The following is a 16604-nucleotide window of genomic DNA, read 5'->3' as shown; positions in this document are numbered from 1 at the left end:
CTGCTGCCCACGCCGAGCCACCGCGATCGTGCAGGCGATCCTCGTCCTGCATCGCACCGAATCCAACCGCTACGCAGGATGAAAAGGGCTCACTAAGTACGTCCCACAGAGGTAAAACGCCCTGTTCAGAGGCTTGCGGCGCTGCCGGGCGGATGGCTGGGACGGGCCGGCGGGCCACACTTGTCTCGCACTCTGTATGTCCCCATCGGGGGGAAACCAGCGGCGGACCACCTCTGTTGTCACCGAATACGTCCTACAAGGGGGGAAACCCGATCTTGACGGGTGCGGGCGCAGCGGGGGCGACCCGACTACCTGCCAGGTGGTAAGTCCTCAGCGACGTAAGGGCGGCGGGGGTCGGACGCGGGCGCAGCGGGGCGGCCCAAGAATTACCCCCCGGATGGCGCACCCGGGGCCGGCGAGTGTCGGCACCCTGCCGTCACTTACCCCCTGATAACGCACCCATCACCGGGCGCGGGCGCAGCAGGGGATGCCCAGGGACTACAGAGAGCACTATAAGTAACTACAGTTAGTTATAGTAGAGGGTTATAAGGGCGAGGAAATGGGACAGATTGAATGGGGAAGGAAAGCGGGCGAGGAAGCAACGAGAGTCCGAACTCCATTACCCCCCGAATGGCGCACCCGCGTCGGCACCCCCTCGGCGGCGCTGCCGACCAGCGGCCGGGGGCACGAGCGGGAGGGCATCTGAATCGGGCTGTGCGCCACTCTGCGGGCCGTGCGGGCTGTCCGGGGGCATCGGACGCCGGACGCACAGCGGCCCGCTGCGGGGCACGTAGCGGGCCACTTGTTGACGCTGGGCGGGACGAGGGCGTGCGACCTATGTAGTGCCGGCCCAATCCAGCGTTACGCGGGCGTTCACGGTGCCCCACGGGTCGGCCTTGGTCGGGCGGCCACCCTTGGATGCCGCACGGCGAACCGTGATCCGGTCAACGAACAGGGTCACGAAGTCGCGCCGCTCCCCCACCGAGGCACCGTCCCACCACGTCGACTCGTCGCCGTAGGCGCTGGAGGTCCAGAGGTCCAACGGCAGCTTGGCGGTTGCCTGCTCGTCCAGCTCGGCCAGGCGGGCGGACAGGGCATCGACGCGGGCACCGGTCGCCGTGACGGCGCGGGTAAGCGCTGCGGCGGCGGCACCCGTGGCGGTCCCAAGTGCCTCGGATTGCTGGTCGAGGGCGGCGGATGCGTCGGCCAGCTCGGCGGACACTGCGGCCCGCTGCACGGCGGTCTCCGGCGTTGCCGTCGCTGCGCCGTAGCGGCGGGTCGCCTCGGCCAGGATCGAGGCGGTGGTCTGGTCCTCGTCGGCCGGATCGATCGAGTTGAGCAGGCGGTCGATTCGCATGCGGACCCAGCCATCGAGCGCGGTCAGGCTGATGGTGTTGGAGTGCCGGCCCGCCGGGGCGGTGCACATGTAGGCGTCGCGATTCGCCAGGGTGGCGTTTGCGACGAACCGACGCGCCTTCATCCGGCACCCGCACTCACACCACAGGATGCCCAGACCTGAGAGCAGGGCCGGCTCGTCGGCCGACTGGCGCGGCGGCCGGGTGCGGCCGGTGAGGATGGCTTGCAGACGCCAGAACTCATCGGTGGTGATGATCGGCTCGGCCGGCGGTGGCAGCACGCGGACGTCTTCCATGTCGTACGCGGTGCGGTAGCCGACCGTGTTGCCCCGGTCATCGAGCACGGCCACGGCCGGCAGGCCAGCGATGCGGGGGTCTCGCAGGCGTTGGTTTAGGTTCCGGTCCGACCAGGCACCCGACGCGCGGGAGCGGCCCACCTTCGCGCCGCGCGTGCGGATGCCCCGGCGGTCGAAGTAGCGGGCCACGGCGTGCACGGCGTGACCGAGCAGCACGGCGCGGACGGCCACCCGCAGCGCGCGGGCCTCGGTCGGCTCGATGACCAGGGCGCGGATGGCGACCGGCTCGCCGGCCGGGGTCCGGGCCATCCGCTCGACGGTGCGGAATCCGAAGGGCGGGTTTCCGACGTGCCCCCCGGCCGCGTGGGCGAGGGCCTTGGCGGCTTTCACGGCGGCCGACTTGTTTTTGCTTTCGTTGTGCGCCGCATCCATTCGCAAAAGAAGGTGGATCAGATCCATCGTGTTATCCGGGCCGAATGTGCCTTCGGTGATGCTGACAATCGTCAGGCCACCGGCGAGCAGCGGCAGCCATTCGGCGAGCGCAATACGCGGATCTTGGCGGGTCAGACGGGAGACGTAGAAGACATAGAGATGCGTGATCTCGCCGGCCTTGATGGCCGATACCATCTGGTCGTACGCCTCACGGACTACGCCGGCTTGGAAGCCGGATCGGTCGATGTCCTCGAACATGCGGACGGTTGCGCCGGGGTGGTCGTGGTTGGCGCGTTCGGTGGTCGCGGTGCGTTGGGTTGCCGGGGACGCCTCGGACTTGTTCGCGCGTGCGGTCGACTGACGTACGTAGGCGGCGGGGCGTGCGGTGATCATGGGGTCCAACCGTAGTGCACCGCCCGCCAGGAACCAAGAACCCGAACGGCTACTGCAACCACGGTCCGAACGGGCTGAGCTGCCCGGTGGGCATCGCCCGCACGTCGGGCTGAACCGGGCCGGGAGCAGACGGCACACCACGGGGGCCGGCGCGGCGTCAGCCGCGCCGGCCCCGTGCCGTCGGAACTGAGGGGTCGATCACATCTGGCCCGGTTGGGAAAACGCCCCGGCCGCCACTCTTGACGCGGTCTGCCACCATGGTCGGCACGCACCGTGACGAGAATCGCGCAGTGTAGCAAATCTTCAAGAAACCGTTATCGTCCCAACGGGCAATCCTGGCTGCCCTCTGGCAGCATTGCCTGGCATGTGCGGACTTGCGGGAGAGTTCCGCCGTGACGGTTCACGCGCCGACGTGGCGGTGGTGGAACGCATGGCGGCCACGATGAGCGACCGAGGGCCGGACGACAGCGGCGTCTGGGCCCAGGGCCCGACCGCCCTCGGACACCGACGCCTGAAGATCATCGACCTCTCCGCCGCGAGCGGACAACCGCTGGTCGACCCCGCGGCGGGCCTGACCGGCGTCTTCAACGGGTGCATCTACAACTACCGGGAACTGCGCGCGGAACTCCAGGCCAAGGGCCACCGGTTCTTCTCCTCCGGCGACAGCGAGGTCGTGCTCAAGGCGTACGCCGAGTGGGGGCTCGACTTCGTCGACCACCTGGTCGGCATGTTCGCCGTGGCGATCAGCGAGCGGGACACCGGCCGGCTGGTGCTGGCCCGGGACCGGCTGGGCATCAAGCCGCTCTACCTGGCCGAGACGCCCGGCGCGGTGCGCTTCGCCAGCACCCTGCCGGCGCTGCTGGCCGGGGGCGGCGTCGACACCGGCATCGACCCGGTCGCGCTCGCGCACTACCTGAGCTTCCACAGCATCGTGCCGCCGCCGCGCACCATCCTGCGCGGGGTCACCAAGCTGCCCCCGGCGACCGTACGGGTCTACGAGGCGGACGGCCGCACCTCGGAGCGGGTCTACTGGGACCCGGCCTTCACCCGCTCGGCCGAGCGGGCCGGCTGGTCCGGGAAGGACTGGCAGGACGCCCTGCTGGAGTCGCTGACCACCGCCGTACGCCGGCGGATGGTCGCCGACGTGCCGGTCGGCGTGCTGCTCTCCGGCGGCCTGGACTCCAGCCTGGTGGTCGCCCTGCTCGCCGGCGAGGGCCAGCGCGGGCTCTCCACCTTCTCCATCGGCTTCGACGCCGTCGGCGGTCGCGAGGGCGACGAGTTCCGCTACTCCGACCTCGTCGCGAAGACGTTCGACACCGACCACCACCAGATCCGGGTGGCCGCCGCCGACCTGGTGCCGCCGCTGGAGGCGGCCGTCGCCGCGATGTCCGAGCCGATGGTCAGCCACGACTGCGTGGCGTTCTACCTGCTCAGCGAGGTCGTGTCGCAGCACGTCAAGGTGGTCCAGTCCGGCCAGGGCGCGGACGAGATCCTCGGCGGCTACCACTGGTACCCGCCGCTCGCCCGGATCGGCCGCGACCAGGCGCTCGACACGTACGCCGGGGCCTTCTTCGACCGGGACGCGGCCGGGCTGGCCCGGGTGCTGAACCCGGCCTGGCTGACCGACGGCGACCCGGCGCGGGAGTTCGTGGCCGCCCACCTGGGCCGCGCCGGCGCCGAGACCGCGGTCGACGCGGGCCTGCGCATCGACACCCAGGTCATGCTGACCGACGACCCGGTCAAGCGGGTGGACAACATGACGATGGCGCACGGGTTGGAGGCCCGGGTGCCGTTCCTCGACCACGAGTTCGTCGAGCTGGCCGCGAGCTGCCCGCCGGAGCTGAAGCTGGCGCAGGGCGGCAAGGGGGTGCTCAAGGAGATCGGCCGCCGGGTGCTGCCGCACGAGGTCATCGACCGGCCGAAGGGCTACTTCCCCGTGCCGGGCCTCACCCACCTGGAGGGCAAGCTCCTCGATCGGGTACGCGACGCGCTCTCCGCGCCGGAGGCCCGCCGCCGCGACCTGTTCCGGGCCGACTACGTCGACGCCCTGCTGGCCGACCCGAATGCCGAACTGACCCCGTTGAACGGAAACAAGCTGTGGCAACTCGGACTCCTGGAAATGTGGCTCCAGAGCCACGGAATCGACTGACCGTGACCGACACCCTGGCGACCGGCGCGGCCCGGACCGACCGGTCGCGCAACGGCCGGCGACGGGAACGGGTGGGCCCCGGCGGCGACCCGATGGCAGCGGAGCCGGCGGAGGTTCCGGCCCGCGAGGGCGACACCGACGTGGTGCTGGACTGCGGCTGGGGGCGGCTCGTCTTCGGGCAGACCTTCGTCGACCAGGCCGCCGTCGCCGCCGTGCTGCGTTCCGAGGCCGCCGGCTCCCGCGACATCTGCATCTACCTGCGCGACCCGCACGTGCTGGTGTCCCGGCTGCCCGACGAGCTGTTCATCGACCCGTCGCTGACCTACCGGCTACCGCTCGGCGACGACCGGCCGGTCGGTGACGACGACGTCCCGGGGTTGACCATCCGACCGCTGGCCGACGCCGCCGACGCGGACGCGGTGAACCGGATCTACGCCTGCAACGGCATGGTCACCGCCGGAGTCGACGTGCTCGTCGCCAACGCGCGTACCGACCGGTTCCTGCACCTGGTCGCCGAGGACGCCACCGGCGGGATCGTCGGCACCATCACCGGCGTCGACCACGTCGCGGTCTTCGACGATCCCGACAACGGCGCCAGCCTGTGGTGTCTGACCGTCGACTTCAACAAGGCGCCGCCGGGCACCGGCCAGGCGCTGATCACCGCGCTGGCCGCCCGGCTGGTCGAGCGGGGTCGGGCGTACGTGGACCTGTCGGTGCTCGCCGAGAACGCCGGGGCGATCCGGCTCTACGAGCGGCTCGGCTTCTACCGCACGTCGACGCTCTGCGTGAAGCGGAAGAACCCGATCAACGAGCGGCTCTTCCTGCCCGCGATGCCCGAGGGGTACGACCGGCTCAACCCGTACGCGAAGATCGTCGCCGACGAGGCGATGCGGCGCGGCATCCGGGTGGAGGTCACCGACCCGGCCTGGGGTGAGCTGCGGCTGAGCAGCGGCGGGCGGACCGTGCTGACCCGCGAGTCGCTGTCGGAGCTGACCTCGGCGGTGGCCATGAGCCGCTGCGACGACAAGCGGGTGACCCGCCGGATCCTCACCGAGGCGGGGCTGTCGGTGCCGCGCGGCCGGACCGCCACCGGCGACGACGGCGACACCGCCTTCCTCGCCGAGGTCGGTCGGGCCGTGGTGAAGCCGGCGCGCGGCGAGCAGGGCAACGGCATCACGGTGGGCGTACGCACTGCCGAGGCGCTGGCCGCCGCCGTCGAGCTGGCCGCCCGGTTCTGCCCGGACGTGCTGATCGAGGAGATGCGCGCCGGCGAGGACCTGCGCGTCGTCGTGATCGACCACGAGGTGGTGGCCGCCGCCGTCCGGCGCCCCGCCTCGATCACCGGCGACGGGGTGCACGACATCGCCGAGCTGATCGAGCGGCAGAGCCGCCGTCGGGCCGCCGCCACCGGTGGCGAGTCCCGGATCCCGCTCGACGACATGACCCGCGACGTCCTGGCCGAGGCCGGCCACGAGCTGCACGACGTGCTGCCCGAGGGGCAGGTGCTGGCCGTACGCAGGACCGCGAACCTGCACACCGGCGGCACCATCCACGACGTCACCGCCGAGCTGCACCCGTCGATCGCCGAGGCGTGCGTGGCTGCCAGCCGGGCCCTGGACATCCCGGTCACCGGCCTGGACCTGCTGGTCGGCGCCCCGGACCGCCCGGAGCACGTCTTCATCGAGGCCAACGAGCGGCCCGGCCTGGCCAACCACGAGCCGCAGCCGACCGCCGAGCGCTTCGTGGACCTGCTCTTCCCGGGCACCCGCGCGCCGCAGCGGCTCTGGACCCCGGCCGGCCCGGGAGGTGCGGCGTGAGCCCGAGGCCCCTGGAGATCGACCTGGACTACCTGCGCCAGGTGCTGGTGGAGCTGCTGGAGATCCCGAGCCCCTCGGGGCGTACGGACCACGTGCAGCAGTACGTCGGCGAGCGGCTCTCCGCGCTCGGTATCCCCTCCACGCTGACCCGCCGCGGCGCGTTGAGCGCCTGCCTGCCCGGCCCCCGCTCCACGGGCGCCGACCGGGCGATCGTGGTGCACACCGACACCATCGGCGGCATGGTCAAGCGGCTGAAGGAGAACGGTCGGCTGGAGCTGAAGACGATCGGTACGCACAGCGCCCGGTTCGCCGAGGGCGCGCACGTGCGGGTCTTCACCGACGACCTGGAGCGGGTGATCACCGGCCAGGTGCTGCCGCTGAAGGCCAGCGGCCACCGCTACAACGACGACGTGGACCTGCAGGGCGTCGGCTGGCAGCACGTCGAGGTCCGGGTCGACGAGCCGGTGGAGGACGTCGCCGGGCTGCGCGCCCTCGGCATCGACGCGGGCGACTTCGTGGCGTTCCTGCCGAACCCGACGATCACCCCGAGCGGATACGTCAAGTCCCGCCACCTCGACGACAAGGCGGGCGTGGCCGCCGTCCTCACCGCGCTCAAGGCGATGGTCGACGCCGGCGTACGCCCGGCGGTCACCGCGCACCTGCTGGTCACCGTGACCGAGGAGATCGGGCACGGGGCGTCGCACGGGCTCGACCCGGACGTGGCGGAGATCGTCTCGGTGGACGCGGCGGTGGTGGCGCCCGGCCAGCAGTCCCGCGAGGACGCGGCCACGCTGGCCATGGGCGACGGGGTGGGGCCGTTCGACTACCACCTGACCCGCAACCTGGCCTCGATCGCCGCCGAGCACGGGGTGGACCTGGTCCGCGACGTCTTCGAGTACTACCGCTCGGACGTGGCGGCGGCGGTGGAGGCCGGCGCGCACGCCCGGGTGGCGCTGCTCGGCTTCGGCGTGGACGCCACCCACGGCCACGAGCGCACCCACCTGGAGGGCCTGCGCCAGCTCACCCAGCTGCTCTGCCTCTACCTCCAGAGCGACCTGGTCTTCCCCGAGTGGGACGCCGAGCCGGAGGGTGACCTCGCCGACTTCCCGTCGCTGGCCGTGCAGCCGGCCAACGAGGAGGGCCCGCGCGAGGGGCCGATCGGCATCGCCGAGAACCCCTGACCGCCGGCCCGATATTCCCCGAGGCCGTGTGATCGAAATCCGTTGCCCGGGACGCGAGGGCTGGATAGCGTGGCGGTACACGGGAAAGGAGGTGGTCCAGACTTGTATAGCAATCGGACTCGTGAGGTGGCTGTCCGCTAGCCGCTGTCCTCGACAGTAAACTCGTCCGCCGCGAGGCGGGCACAGCACCATCGTCGAGACCGTGTGGCAGCGGTGCGGCGAAACCACGACAGCCACCCGACCCTCGGGGTGCCGGCCCAGTCCAGCCGGCCCGCGCGCGAGCGCGGAAGCCCCGGGGGTCGACCCTTTCCGCAGGCCGGACGGTCGGATCAGCCGGAGGACGCCGTGTCGATGCGCGAGCTGGTGGTGCTCGGGACGGCCAGCCAGGCCCCCACCCGGCAGCGCAACCACAACGGGTACGTGCTGCGCTGGGACGACGAGGTGATCCTCTTCGACCCGGGCGAGGGCAGCCAGCGGCAGCTCCTGCACACCACGGTCACCGCCACGGACCTGACCCGGATCTGCGTCACCCACTTCCACGGCGACCACTGCCTCGGCCTGCCCGGCACCATCCAGCGGCTCTCGCTGGACCGGGTGCCGCACCCGGTGGCGGTGCACTTCCCGGCGGGCGGCGCGGAGTACTTCGCGCGCCTGCGGCACGCCTCCAGCTTCCACGAGACCGCCGAGCTGCGCGTCGAGCCGATCCACGCCGACGGGCAGCGCATCGCGCTGGGCGTCGGCACGTTGGAGGGCCGCCGGCTGCGGCACCCCGTCGAGACGTACGGCTACCGGCTCGTCGAGCCCGACGGCTGCCGAATGCTGCCCGAGCGGCTGGCCGCCTACGGCATCGAAGGGCCGGCGGTCGGGCAGCTGATCCGCGCCGGGCACCTCGACGTCGGCGGGCGCCGCGTCACCCGCGAGGAGGTGAGCGTGCCCCGGCCCGGGCAGCGCTTCGCCTTCGTCATGGACACGGGCCTCTGCGACGGCGTGTACGCCCTCGCCGAGCACGCCGACCTGCTGGTCATCGAGTCGACGTTCCTCGACTCGGAGGCCGCGCTCGCCGCGGAGGTCGGCCACCTCACGGCGGGCCAGGCCGCGCGGGTGGCGGCCGAGTCGGGCGTACGCCGGCTCGTGCTCACCCACTTCTCCCAGCGGTACGCCGACCAGGCGCGCTTCGCCGACGAGGCCCGCGCGCACTTCGACGGCGACCTGGTGATCGCCGAGGACCTGACGACCGTGCAGGTCCCGCCCCGGCGGGTAGCCTCGGCCGGGTGACGGTCACCCTGCGCCCCGCCACCGTCGACGACCTGATGGCGGTGGGCGCGCTGCACCAGCGTTCCCGGATCGCCGCCTACTCGGCCTTCCTGCCGGCGGAGGCGCTGGCCGAGCCGACACCGGAGGCGATGGGCGCCTACTGGACCGAACGCTGGACGTGGGAGCGCGACGAGCACCGGATGACCGTGGTCGAGCGCGACGGCGGGCTGGCCGGGTTCAGCTACCTCGGGCCGGACGACGAGGGCGGCCCGGCGACCGGCCTGCTCAACGCCATCCACCTCGAACCGTCCGAGCGCGGCCGGGGCACCGGTCGTGCCCTCATGGTCGACGCGCTGGACGCCATGCGCGCCCGCGGCTGGTCCCGCGCGGTGCTCTGGGTGCTGCGCGACAACGCGCACGCCCGGGGCTTCTACGAGCGCGGCGGCTGGACCCCCACCGGCACCGAACGTGACGAGCACGTCGGCCCGGCGGTCGTGCCCCAGCTCCGGTACGCCCGCCGGCTCTGAGCGCCGATGTGCCCGCCGTTCGGCGCGGGCGCGGCGGCACCACGGGCCGATGCGCCTCGGTGAGCCGAGGCGGGGCGCGGCAGACACGGCGAGGGCCCTTCCCCGGTCGGGGAAGGGCCCTCGTGCGGACGTCGTGTGGTCAGCGGGCGCCGAGGTGGGCCAGCAGGTCCTGCCGGGTGAGGACGCCCTTCGGCTTGCCGTCGACCAGCACCAGGGCGGCGTCGGACTTCTCCAGCAGGCCGACCGCCTCGCTCACGGGCTGCCCGCCACCGATCATCGGCAGCGGCTCGGCCATGTGCCGCTCGATGGTGTCGTGCAGGTGCGCCTGGCCGGTGAAGAGCGCGTCGAGCAGGTCCTTCTCGGCGATCGAGCCGGCCACCTCGCCGGTCACCACGGGGGGCTCGGCCTTGAGCACCGGAAGCTGCGAGACGCCGTACTCGCGCATGTAGTCGATCGCGTCGCGGACCGTCTCGGTCGGGTGCACGTGCACCAGCTCGGGCAGGCCGCCCGGCTTGCCGGCGAGCGCGTCGGCGACCGTCGGCTCGGTGCCGGAGTTGTCCAGGAAGCCGTAGCGGGCCATCCAGGCGTCGTTGAAGATCTTGGACAGGTAGCCCTTGCCGCTGTCCGGCAGGAGCACCACGACGATGTCGTCCGGGCCGGCCTTGCGGGCCACCTCCAGGGCGGCCACCACGGCCATCCCGCAGGATCCGCCGACCAGCAGCCCCTCCTCGCGCGCCAGGCGCCGGGTCATCTCGAAGGACGCCTTGTCGGAGACCTCGATGATCTCGTCGGCGACGCCCTGGTCGTACGTCTCCGGCCAGAAGTCCTCGCCGACGCCCTCGACCAGGTAGGGCCGGCCGGTGCCGCCGGAGTAGACGGAGCCCTCCGGGTCGGCGCCGACGACCTTGACCCGGCCCTCCGAGGCCTCCTTCAGGTAGCGCCCGATGCCGGAGATGGTGCCGCCGGTGCCGACACCCGTCACGAAGTGGGTGATCTCGCCCCCGGTCTGCTCCCACAGCTCGGGGCCGGTCGTCTCGTAGTGCGAGCGCGGGTTGGCCGGGTTGCTGTACTGGTTGGGCTTCCAGGCGCCGGGGATCTCCCGGGCCAGCCGGTCCGAGACGTTGTAGTAGGAGCGCGGGTCCTCCGGGGCGACGGCCGTCGGGCAGACCACCACCTCGGCGCCGTACGCGCGCAGCACGTCCTGCTTGTCCTGGCTGACCTTGTCGGGGCAGACGAAGACGCACTTGTAGCCCCGCAGCTGCGCCACCAGCGCCAGCCCGACGCCGGTGTTGCCGCTGGTCGGCTCGACGATCGTGCCACCGGGCTGCAGGAGGCCCGCCTTCTCCGCGTCCTCCACCATGCGCAGGGCGATCCGGTCCTTCACCGAGCCGCCCGGGTTGAGGTACTCCACCTTCGCCAGCACGGTGGCCTGGATCCCGGCCGTGACGTTGCGCAGCCGTACCAGCGGGGTGTTGCCGATCAGCTCGACGACGTTGTCGTAGTACCGCACCTCGTTGTGCCCTTCTCCTCCGGCGCCGCCGGCGGCGGCCGGGCAGACGTCTTCTCGACGCCCCAGGGTACGTGGGTTCAGGACGCCACGTGCCCGGGGATCACCGAGCTGCGCCGGGCCTCCCACTCCAGGAACCGCTCGGTCTCGGCCAGCACGCTGCCGGCCAGCCAGGTCACCATCACCGCGTCGTCGGCCAGGCCGAAGATCGCCAGCGGGATCTCCGGCACCAGGTCGATCGGCGAGACGATGTACGCCGTCGCCGCGGTCATCAGGGCCAGCCGCAGGCCGCCGTCGTACTCCCCCCGGGTGGTGGCCCGGATCATCCGGGGCAGCGCGGCCAGCCGCGCCCCGAGCGACGGCCCGCCCCGCGACCCGGCCGCGAGCGCCCGGGCCAACGCGCTGAACGCCGCGCTGCGCTTCAATGTCTTCCCCATGTTCGGCCCCTCTCCACGTGCCAGGATGACGCGACCGCGCAACCGTCCCCGATCACCCGTACAGATACCCAGGACCGTCGACTTCCAGGCACCCGCGAGCCGAGACGACGACAGCGGCGTGTCGTGCCGGCGCGATAATGTCGCTGTATGGGGGTCGCAGGTTCCGTCGTCCCGGTTGGTCCGCGCTGGCAGCGCGCCCGGCAGGTCGCCCGCCTCGCGGTGATCGGCACGGGCGCCACCGCCGCGGCCGCGGTCGCGACCGGCGGCGTGCTCCTCGGACAGGCCCGGCAGGCCCGCCGCACGATCCCGATGGCCGAGGCGCCGCCCCCGCGCTGCGACGGCGTCTACGGCGCGAAGCTGCCCGGCCCGCCGCTCACCGTCGTCGTGCTCGGCGACTCGTCGGCCGCCGGCTACGGCGTGCACCGCCGTCGGGAGACGCCCGGCGCCCTGCTCGCCACCGGCCTGTCCCGCCGGCTGCAGCGCCCCGTGCGGCTGCACCGCTTCGCCGTGGTCGGCGCCATCTCGGCCGTGCTGCGCCACCAGGTGGAGGCGGCGCTGGAGTGCCGGCCCGACGTCGCGGTGATCCTCATCGGCGGCAACGACGTGACCAACCGCACGCCGTTCGCACTGGCGGTGCGCTACCTGGTCGACGCGGTCCGCACGCTGCGCGCGGCCGGCTGCGAGGTGGTCGTCGGCACGTGCCCCGACCTGGGCGCGATCCGGCCGATCCAGCCGCCGCTGCGGTGGCTGGCCCGCCGCTGGAGCCGGCAGCTCGCCGCCGCCCAGACGGTCGCCGTGGTCGAGGCCGGCGGCTGGACGGTCTCCCTCGGCGACCTGCTCGGGCCCCGGTTCACGGCGGAGCCGACCCGGATGTTCGCCTGGGACCGGTTCCACCCCTCGGCGGAGGGCTACGCGATGGCCGCCGCCGCCCTGCTGCCCACCGTGCTCTCCGCGCTCGGCGCGGGGCAGGATCGGCGTCCGGCCCTCGTGCGGGGGGAGGGCGTACGGTCGTTGCCGCAGGCCGCCCAGGAGGCGGCCCGCCACGCGGGCACCGAGGTCAGCGGCACCCGGGTCCGGGGGCGCGAACGCGGCCCCGCCGGCCGGTGGGCGCAGCTGCGCCGACGGGCCTTCTTCGGTGTCGGCGCCGTGCCGCAGCCAGGCCCCGCCGCCGACTCACCCACACTGGAGGGACTGGCATGAGCGAGCGCTTCATCCCCTCGGGGCTCGCCAACCGACTGGGCCGGGCGGCGACGCTCAGCCTCATCGCCGGCACGGTCGGCGGCGCCGCCGTCCTCGCCGGCCAGGCCTTCGCCGCCCGGCATCGCCGGTACGCCCAGCCGGAGCTGGCGCTCGCCCTGCGCGCCACGGTCGGGCGCGCCGACGCGTCGCCGCTGCGGCTGGTGCTGCTCGGCGACTCGTCCGCGCTCGGCGTCGGGGTGGGCCGCCTCGACGAGACCATCGGCGGGCAGCTGGCCAACCTGCTCGCCGAGGGCCCGAACGGCCGGCGGGTGCACCTGTCCAGCGTCGGCGTCTCCGGCTCGCGGTCGACCGACCTGGCCACCCAGGTGGCCCGGGCGCTGCTCGGCGAGCGTCCCGACGTGGCGGTGATCCTGATCGGGGCCAACGACGCCACCGCCCTGCGTCGCCCAGCGGAGGCGGCCGCCTACCTCGGGGCGGCCGTGCACCGGCTCCGCGAGGCCCGGGTCGAGGTCGTCGTCGGCACGTGCCCCGACCTCGGCGCCGTACGCGCGATCGCGCCGCCGCTGCGCAACGTGGTCGGCTGGTCGGGGCGGCGGGTGGCGCGCGCCCAGACGGCGGCGGTGCTCGACGCCGGCGGCTCCGTGGTCGACCTGGCCACCGAGACCGGTGCGGTGTTCCGGGCCGACGCCGGGACGCTGTGCCACGACGGCTACCACCCCTCCGCCGACGGCTACCGGGTCTGGGCGCACGCCCTGCTGCCGGCCGTCGCCGCCGCGGCGGCGGTCGCCTCCCGGCGCTGAGCAGCCGCCGTCGCGCCCGGGGCGGAATGGACCTCCCGGCGCCGAGTCTCCCGCCGTTGCGCCCGGGCGCGGCAGTCGCCTCCCGGCGCCGTCCGCCGGGAGGTCCATTCCCCGCGCGGGCGTGACATTTCCCGGCCGGCGGGCAGCTTCCGCCCGAAGTTACCGACGGGTTAACGTTGGTTCATGCCGACTGAGTCGTCCCGCGACGCCGTCATCGTCGCCACCGCCCGCTCCCCCATCGGCCGGGCGCACAAGGGGTCCCTGCGCGACGTCCGACCGGACGACCTCGCCGCGACCATCGTGCGGGCCGCCCTGGACAAGGTCCCGCAGCTCGACCCGACCGAGATCGACGACCTCTACCTGGGGTGCGGCCTGCCCGGCGGCGAGCAGGGCTTCAACATGGCCCGGGTGGTCGCCACCCTGATGGGGCTCGACACGCTGCCCGGCGCCACGCTCACCCGCTACTGCGCGTCCTCGTTGCAGACCACCCGGATGGCGATGCACGCGATCCGGGCCGGCGAGGGCGACGTGTTCGTCTCCGCCGGCGTCGAGATGGTCTCCCGGTACGCGCGCGGCAACTCCGACGGGCTGCCGAAGGAGGCGCAGGCGCTGGTCGGCGGCGGCTGGGAGAACCCGCGCTTCGCCGCCGCGGCCGAGCGTTCACAGGCCCGCGCCCAGGGCGGGGCCCCGGTCTGGACCGACCCCCGCGAGGCCGGCGAGCTGCCGGACATCTACCTGGCCATGGGCCAGACCGCCGAGAACCTGGCCCAGGTCTACGACGTGAGCCGCGCCGACATGGACGAATTCGGCGTACGCAGCCAGAACCTCGCCGAGAAGGCCATCGCCGACGGCTTCTGGGCCCGGGAGATCACCCCGGTGACCACGCCGAACGGCACGGTGGTCGGCACCGACGACGGCCCGCGCGCCGGGGTCACCCTGGAGGGCGTCGCCGGGCTGAAGCCGGTCTTCCGCCCCGACGGTCGCATCACCGCAGGCAACTGCTGCCCGCTGAACGACGGCGCCGCCGCCGTGGTGATCATGAGCGCCCAGCGGGCCAGGGACCTCGGGATCACGCCGCTGGCCCGGATCGTCTCCACCGGCGTCACCGCCCTCTCACCGGAGATCATGGGGCTCGGGCCGGTCGAGGCCAGCCGGCAGGCGCTCGGGCGGGCCGGGATGACCATCGACGACGTCGACCTCGTGGAGATCAACGAGGCGTTCGCCGCGCAGGTGATCCCCTCGTACCGCCAGCTCGACATCCCGCTGGAGAAGCTGAACGTCTCCGGTGGCGCGATCGCCGTCGGGCACCCGTTCGGCATGACCGGCGCCCGGATCACCGGCACCCTGCTCAACGCCCTGGACTGGCACGACAAGACGATCGGCCTGGAGACCATGTGCGTGGGCGGCGGCCAGGGCATGGCCATGGTCGTCGAGCGCCTGAGCTGAGACCCGGCCCGACCGGAGACCAGCGGTACGGCTAGAGCGAGACGCGGGCCGCCGTGCGGCTAGAGCGAGTCGCGGGTCGCCGTCACCTCGGCGGCGGCCCGCGTCAGCACCTCGGGCGGCGGCGCGGCGGCGACCAGGTCGGCGGCCACCACCCGGAGCTGGTCGGGCAGCGCCAGGTCGTTGTCGAGCCGGGGCACGGACCGGCGTGGCCCGCCCTCGACGTCGGCGGCCAGGTTGGCGATCTCCTGCACCAACCGGTGCACCAGGTCGGCACGGGACATGTTCGCGCCGGCGGCCGTGGCCGCCCAGCGTGGCTGCTGCCAGTGCCCGACCTGACGGACCAGCAACTCCACCGCCCGCTCCAACTCCCCACCGCCCACGCCACGAGTCTACGAACCACCCACCCCCACGCCCTACCTCCACCCCGCCCTGCCCCGCCGTCGCCGTCGCCGTCGCCGTCGATCATGGACTTGTGGTGGGCGGATTAGGCCGTTTGACCCTTTTCGGGGCACCACAACTGCATGATCGGCGGCGAAGGGCGGGGTGGGCGCGGGTGGGTGGGTGACGACGGCGCCCGCCCTCGCGGGTGCGGGGGCGGGCGCCGTCGGACGGGCGGGTGACGGTCAGTCGTCGCCCTGGAAGTAGCTCAGCAGGCGCAGGATCTCGATGTAGAGCCAGACCAGGCTGACCAGGATGCCGAAGGCGGCGACCCAGGAGTAGCGCTGGGGCAGGCCCATCCGGACGCCGTCCTCGACCTCCTTGAAGCTGAGCACGAAGCTCAGCGAGGCGACGACGATGCAGACCAGGCTGAACCCGATCGCCAGCGGGCTGCCGTCACGCAGGCCGGTGTTCACGCCGAAGAGCGCGAACACGAGGTTGATCAGCATGACGGCGAAGAGACCCGCCATCACGGCGATCATGCCCTTGACGAACTTCGGGGTCGCCCGGATGACCTTCGCCTTGTAGAGCATGGCCATCACGAAGAAGACACCGAACGTGGCGGTCACCGCCTGGACCACGATGCCGTCGTAGAGCGAGTTGAAGAACTTGCTGACCATGCCGACGAAGACGCCCTCGACGACGGCGTACGCGACGACCAGCGCCGGGTTCGCCATCCGGGAGAACGAGATGATCAGACCGAGGACCAGGCCGACCACCGCCGCGCCGATCCAGGCCGCGCCGAGCAGGGCGTCGGGCACCAGCACCCAGGCGGCCGCGGCGGAGATGCCGAGGATACCGAGGAGCGTGACGGTCTTGACCACCACGTCGTCGATCGACATGGTGTTGACGGTCGGCGGGGCCGCCGGGTAGCCGGCCGCCGTCGGGTACTGCTGGGGATAGCCGGGCTGTCCGTACGGCCCGGTCGGGGCGTACCCGGCGGCGCGCTCCCGCTCGGCCGCCTGGCCGAGCCGGGCGAGCACCGGGTTCGAAGTCTTCACTGTCAGGCCTCCCTCAGGGGGTCGTTGCACGTGAACGTGCAGCCTCAAGAGTAAACGCCCAGGGCAGTCCCGTGGAGATCGCCAAGCTGAGCGGAAGCTGAGAGTGCGGCGTGCCCGGGGCGGGGGTCGAACCCGCACGCCTTGCGGCAGCCGCTTTTAAGGCGGCCGTGTCTGCCGTTCCACCACCCGGGCGGGTGACACCGCGCGGGTCGACACGCGTGGTGCAGTGTCACGGTAGCGGGTCGGCGGCGACCCGGCGTACCCCGGCATCCTGGTCGCACTAGGGCCTGTGTCGAAGTCGGTCACAGCCACTCGTTGATGGACGCGAGGTGGATGGTGGCTTCGTAGCGCACAGCGAGTTTGTCGAACCG

12 protein-coding genes, 1 tRNA gene and 3 pseudogenes are annotated in these 16604 nt (G+C 72.8%); 10 read left to right on the top strand and 6 right to left on the bottom strand.

The features are described 5' to 3' along the window. Positions 1 to 82 (top strand): annotated as a pseudogene (locus V6U77_RS28165) (IS5/IS1182 family transposase); the annotation flags it as partial. A gap of 753 nt (positions 83 to 835) precedes the next feature. Here the strand turns inward: V6U77_RS28165 and V6U77_RS28160 are convergent. Further along, positions 836 to 2476: a recombinase family protein gene (locus V6U77_RS28160; protein ID WP_334609782.1), complete on the bottom strand. Its 1641-nt coding sequence runs from the start codon at positions 2474 to 2476 to the stop codon at positions 836 to 838. 32 nt (positions 2477 to 2508) lie between these two features. Here V6U77_RS28160 and V6U77_RS28155 point away from each other — a divergent pair. The 6 genes and pseudogenes from V6U77_RS28155 to V6U77_RS28130 form a co-directional block, all read left to right on the top strand. Further along, positions 2509 to 2589, top strand: a pseudogene (locus V6U77_RS28155) (peptide-methionine (S)-S-oxide reductase MsrA); the annotation flags it as partial. Positions 2590 to 2840: 251 nt separating this feature from the next. After that, positions 2841 to 4625, top strand: coding sequence for an N-acetylglutaminylglutamine amidotransferase (locus V6U77_RS28150; RefSeq protein WP_334609781.1), 1785 nt, complete (start codon positions 2841 to 2843; stop codon positions 4623 to 4625). A 2-nt stretch (positions 4626 to 4627) separates the two neighbouring features. Then, positions 4628 to 6442, top strand: coding sequence for an N-acetylglutaminylglutamine synthetase (ngg, locus tag V6U77_RS28145; protein ID WP_334609780.1), 1815 nt, complete (start codon positions 4628 to 4630; stop codon positions 6440 to 6442). Continuing rightward, the gene (locus tag V6U77_RS28140) at positions 6439 to 7623 is read left to right on the top strand and encodes an osmoprotectant NAGGN system M42 family peptidase (RefSeq protein WP_334609779.1); all 1185 of its coding nucleotides are present in this window, start codon (positions 6439 to 6441) and stop codon (positions 7621 to 7623) included. Before ngg ends, V6U77_RS28140 begins: the two co-directional genes overlap by 4 nt. A gap of 345 nt (positions 7624 to 7968) precedes the next feature. After that, complete coding sequence (locus V6U77_RS28135; protein ID WP_334609778.1) at positions 7969 to 8898, top strand: ribonuclease Z; 930 nt, start codon at positions 7969 to 7971, stop codon at positions 8896 to 8898. Further along, the gene (locus tag V6U77_RS28130; protein WP_334609777.1) at positions 8895 to 9404 is read left to right on the top strand and encodes a GNAT family N-acetyltransferase; all 510 of its coding nucleotides are present in this window, start codon (positions 8895 to 8897) and stop codon (positions 9402 to 9404) included. Before V6U77_RS28135 ends, V6U77_RS28130 begins: the two co-directional genes overlap by 4 nt. Positions 9405 to 9543: 139 nt before the next feature. On the opposite strand, the gene V6U77_RS28125 is transcribed toward V6U77_RS28130, so the two are convergent. Both V6U77_RS28125 and V6U77_RS28120 read right to left on the bottom strand, forming a co-directional pair. Continuing rightward, a complete protein-coding gene (locus tag V6U77_RS28125; RefSeq protein ID WP_334609776.1) occupies positions 9544 to 10914 on the bottom strand; it encodes a cystathionine beta-synthase in 1371 nt (456 codons plus the stop codon). 77 nt (positions 10915 to 10991) lie between these two features. Beyond that, positions 10992 to 11348 (bottom strand): YkvA family protein, encoded by a 357-nt coding sequence (locus V6U77_RS28120; RefSeq protein WP_334609774.1) that lies wholly within the window; start codon positions 11346 to 11348, stop codon positions 10992 to 10994. A gap of 147 nt (positions 11349 to 11495) precedes the next feature. On the opposite strand from V6U77_RS28120, the pseudogene V6U77_RS28115 reads away from it, so the two are divergent. The 3 genes and pseudogenes from V6U77_RS28115 to V6U77_RS28105 form a co-directional block, all read left to right on the top strand. Beyond that, positions 11496 to 12556: pseudogene (locus V6U77_RS28115) on the top strand (SGNH/GDSL hydrolase family protein); the annotation flags it as partial. Next, positions 12545 to 13348, top strand: a complete 804-nt coding sequence (locus V6U77_RS28110; protein ID WP_334609772.1) for an SGNH/GDSL hydrolase family protein — start codon at positions 12545 to 12547, stop codon at positions 13346 to 13348. The pseudogene V6U77_RS28115 and the gene V6U77_RS28110, both read left to right, overlap by 12 nt. A gap of 183 nt (positions 13349 to 13531) precedes the next feature. Next, entirely contained in the window at positions 13532 to 14794 is a 1263-nt protein-coding gene (locus tag V6U77_RS28105; protein WP_334609771.1) for an acetyl-CoA C-acetyltransferase, read from the top strand. A 59-nt stretch (positions 14795 to 14853) separates the two neighbouring features. Here the strand turns inward: V6U77_RS28105 and V6U77_RS28100 are convergent, their stop codons facing one another. From V6U77_RS28100 to V6U77_RS28090, 3 genes are all read right to left on the bottom strand, one after another. Further along, positions 14854 to 15174: a hypothetical protein gene (locus tag V6U77_RS28100; RefSeq protein ID WP_334609770.1), complete on the bottom strand. Its 321-nt coding sequence runs from the start codon at positions 15172 to 15174 to the stop codon at positions 14854 to 14856. Between the two features lie 243 nt (positions 15175 to 15417). Next, positions 15418 to 16233 carry a Bax inhibitor-1/YccA family protein gene (locus tag V6U77_RS28095; protein WP_334609768.1) on the bottom strand — a complete coding sequence of 272 codons (816 nt, stop codon included), beginning with the start codon at positions 16231 to 16233 and terminating at the stop codon, positions 15418 to 15420. A gap of 111 nt (positions 16234 to 16344) precedes the next feature. Next, positions 16345 to 16425, bottom strand: a tRNA-Leu gene (locus V6U77_RS28090). Positions 16426 to 16604: the final 179 nt, after the last annotated feature.

It is taken from the genome of Micromonospora sp. CPCC 205546, from assembly GCF_036902715.1.
Classification (GTDB): domain Bacteria; phylum Actinomycetota; class Actinomycetes; order Mycobacteriales; family Micromonosporaceae; genus Micromonospora.
Note: the sequence above shows the minus strand (reverse complement) of the source record. Positions and strands in the feature narration are given on the sequence as shown.

What these genes read in the sequence shown, in the direction of transcription:
- V6U77_RS28160 (WP_334609782.1), bottom strand. Translation starts at nt 2,476, where the DNA reads ATGATCACCGCACGCCCCGCCGCCTACGTACGTCAGTCGACCGCACGC.
- V6U77_RS28150 (WP_334609781.1), top strand. Translation starts at nt 2,841, where the DNA reads ATGTGCGGACTTGCGGGAGAGTTCCGCCGTGACGGTTCACGCGCCGAC.
- V6U77_RS28120 (WP_334609774.1), bottom strand. Translation starts at nt 11,348, where the DNA reads ATGGGGAAGACATTGAAGCGCAGCGCGGCGTTCAGCGCGTTGGCCCGG.
- V6U77_RS28110 (WP_334609772.1), top strand. Translation starts at nt 12,545, where the DNA reads ATGAGCGAGCGCTTCATCCCCTCGGGGCTCGCCAACCGACTGGGCCGG.
- V6U77_RS28105 (WP_334609771.1), top strand. Translation starts at nt 13,532, where the DNA reads ATGCCGACTGAGTCGTCCCGCGACGCCGTCATCGTCGCCACCGCCCGC.